This is a genomic window from Chitinophaga sp. (assembly GCF_036566945.1).
In the GTDB taxonomy this organism is placed as follows: Bacteria; Bacteroidota; Bacteroidia; order Chitinophagales; family Chitinophagaceae; genus Chitinophaga.
The window spans coordinates 1-1,527 of the sequence record NZ_DATCVJ010000465.1 but is presented as its reverse complement, the minus strand read 5'-3'; the positions used below and the strand labels follow the sequence as shown (position 1 = coordinate 1,527).

Here is a 1,527-nt window from a genome sequence, read left to right as displayed (position 1 = left end):
TCAGGTGGTAAGTTTAACTAAACTTAAACGTTGCGTGAGCGGCTGCAAGGGAGAGTTTGGCTATTTTTAAGTCTACTCATACCATGTAACATGCCCAAAGTTATCCTCCTGCTAACCTTGCTACTTTTCAACCCGTTTATGGCCAGCAGAAGTTTTCCGTAACAATTTTGTTAGATAAAGCTATTGCCGCCGGCAAAGTACGATGTAGTTATGATAATGGTAAACAGGTCGCGGATGGCAACAGTTTTCCCGCCAATATGAATAAGTATACCCTATAAAATCAATTAACTTATGAAGACATCTTTGAAATATGCGTTGTTATTTTTCCTTTTCAGTATTTCATACGGCGTAAGCCGGGGAAGCGAGTTAAAAGGACAATTTGAAGCCGGTTGCAAGGACGGCTTACCTGTTTATTTAATGAATACCAGCGGTGTCCGACTCCTATCCTATACTAAAGGAGGTACTTTCCAATTCGATATTCAGAATGCTAATAGATGGGACATGTATATCCTGATGGCCGATAGCATTCACCAGGGCTACGCATTTCCGTTGTTCTTAAGATCCGGATCCAGTATGCAGGTGAATATTCCCAGGAATTTCAACGAAGTACATATTTCAGGAGATACCGTGTCCCTGGAGCAAAATAGCTTTTATACCGGATTGGCAGATGCTACGAAAAAATTCGACGATACGCATAAAGCAGCTGTTTATGAAGTTGGATCCCCAAAATATACATATATCCAAACGTATTATTCCAATTGGATTATCAATCATCTGCAATCACCTTTCAGTGTGGCCATCATCCGGTCGTTTATGCTGGGAAGGGATGATAAAAGCAAGGAGGTATCCAGGCAATTGTTTGAGTTGGTGTCCGCGCCGGCAAAAACAGATAATAGACAGACTGACCTTGTGAAAGACCAACTTTCAGATTATGATGAGTCTTATTCTAAAGTAAAAGTGAATGATCATATTCCTGATTTCCAGGGCTGGGATACTACTGGTAGCATCATTACATCAGATAGTTTTAAAGGCCATTTGACGCTGATTGATTTTTGGGCGAGTTGGTGTGGCCCTTGCAGAGCAGCTAATATAGACCTTCAGCCTGTATATGAAAGCTATCATTCAAGGGGACTGGAATTTTTATCGATATCGGTTGATACGAGCAAGGGCGAATGGATAAAGGCAATAAGGAAAGACAGACCGTCAGGAAATCAGATATGCGATTTTAAGGGACAATATCTGGTGGAAGATATTAAGGATAGCGTAGGGTGGCTATTCGGCATCGCTGCTGTTCCCCAGTTTTACCTGGTATCTAAAGATGGACGGGTAGTATACAAGAGTGTAGGCGCAAATTGGGAAGCATTAAAAAAAGCAATTGAAGATAATTTATAATAAAAAATGAAGGCAGCATTTCGCTGCCTTCATTTTTTACATAAGACGTTTTTGCAAATTATGTTTTGCCTGTCGGCATGAGGGGTTGGTGATGGGGTAGGATCATTATAGCAGTATCTGAAATGATTTGTTATT

General features: G+C 40.7%; 1 protein-coding gene. It reads left to right on the top strand.

The window, feature by feature from the left end; translation table 11 throughout:
- Positions 1-291 precede the first annotated feature (291 nt).
- Positions 292-1,392: a TlpA disulfide reductase family protein gene (locus tag VIP81_RS14310; RefSeq protein WP_331961788.1), complete on the top strand. Its 1,101-nt coding sequence runs from the start codon at positions 292-294 to the stop codon at positions 1,390-1,392.
- Positions 1,393-1,527: the final 135 nt, after the last annotated feature.

Coding starts and splice junctions, on each gene's coding strand:
- VIP81_RS14310 (WP_331961788.1), top strand. CDS start 292: ATGAAGACATCTTTGAAATATGCGTTGTTATTTTTCCTTTTCAGTATT.